General features: G+C 45.0%; 1 protein-coding gene. It reads right to left on the minus strand.

Annotation, left to right across the window (positions count from 1 at the left end; genetic code table 11):
* Positions 1-5: 5 nt before the first annotated feature.
* A complete protein-coding gene (locus QUB52_RS29055; protein WP_332976349.1) occupies positions 6-1,331 on the minus strand; it encodes an RNA-guided endonuclease InsQ/TnpB family protein in 1,326 nt (441 codons plus the stop codon).
* Positions 1,332-1,539: the final 208 nt, after the last annotated feature.

Below are 1,539 nucleotides of genomic sequence, written 5' to 3' on the forward strand. Positions count from 1 at the left end.
GTCAATTACCCATCATCAATCGGAGTACCGATATGATGAGGGCTTGTGTCTACGCTCCACCGCAATCCTGAAAACCTTTGCAGGATATCAGCTTTGGTTTCATTGCGCGACACATCAGGGGATACTGACAAGCTCCCCGTACTCGTCCAGTCTTGCCGGACGAGCAACGTTCTCATTGCAATATTTCTGCTTCCCACCAAATCAGCGTGTAATTCATGCCCACAACATTCACAACGAAACATTAGCCCCTTGTTCGGTCGATTAGCCTTCGAGGTATGTCCACACTTAGGACAACTCTGAGAAGTATAATGTGCTGGTACTTTAGTTGCTAGGCTGCCAACCAAATTAGCTTTATAATCGATATAGCCGTGCAATTCGGCAAATGACCATTTAGCTTTGTTTCGATTAGCTTGGCGCTGTTTCTTGCTTGCCGAATTGCCAGACTTGGATTTTGTTCTGTCACGGATTCCGGTCAAGTCCTCCAATCCAATCAAGCTAACCGGCTTGGCAATTTCTTTGCTGATTTGGTGATTCACATCAGCGATAAACCGTCTCTCCCGTCCCGACAATGCGATTAATCGTCGCTTCGCAGAACGGGTGTCTTTACGCTGTAGACTCCTTCGAGTCTTTTGATATTGATTGGCCTTGTGCCGAGATGCTTTCCCAGAGTAGAAGGTAGACTTATTACTTAAATCCGTTTCTACTGCCAGATACCTCATTCCCACATCTACACCGGAAATTCGGGTGATACTTGTTGGGTTAATTTCTGGCAGTTCAATTTCAAGACTTACCATTAAATAGTAAGTCTTGGAAGAACGCTGGTAGAGAATCTTTGCTGCACCAATATTAGGACAGACCTTGATCAAGTCTAAATGCTTGTTCCAACCTTCATAAGGCACAACAATACGACCATTTAGCGTTCCAATACTGACTTGTTGGTCAGATTTGAACCTGTAGTCTCGCTGATAATTCAAAGTTACAGTCCGAGATGCGTATTTTGGAGCTTGATCAAACCCTTTAAAGCGCTTCTTGGTGTATCCCTTTTTAATAGCTTCGTTGTTCTGCTTAACTTTTGTTGTTAAAGATTTAAAGGTTGCAGCCACTTGTCTAGGAACGTTACACGCCATCTGTGCGCCTAATTTAAACTCGGAGCGCAGGTGGTTGTAAACGAGTTTTTGCAACTTAGTACCATTACTCGAACTGCTGTCGCCGAAAGCGACCATAGCAGTATAATTCAAGGCATCACGATAAGCCAACGCAGTATCGCGCACCGCCAACTTCTGTTCGGCGGTGAGATTCAGCTTTAACTTGGCGGTGATAACTTGGTTCATGGTTTCACTAGGTTGTGAGATGAGTATAACTCGTGAAACTATCAGATAACTACCTTGTTACAAATCTTGTTCGTTCACTCATGCACCGCGCTAGCAGTCGAACGTTACGCTGATCGATTTAATATGCGGTACAATCGCAAGCCTCACCCGCATTCATCCCGCCACCAACCGAGGCGGTATGGTGGGGGAATCCTGCTGTTCTAGTTGA

It is taken from the genome of Microcoleus sp. A6-C6, from assembly GCF_036705955.1.
Taxonomy (GTDB): Bacteria; Cyanobacteriota; Cyanobacteriia; order Cyanobacteriales; family Microcoleaceae; genus Microcoleus.

Bases quoted from the DNA above. Each gene is read 5' to 3' on its own strand.
- QUB52_RS29055 (WP_332976349.1), bottom strand. From the start codon at position 1,331: ATGAACCAAGTTATCACCGCCAAGTTAAAGCTGAATCTCACCGCCGAA.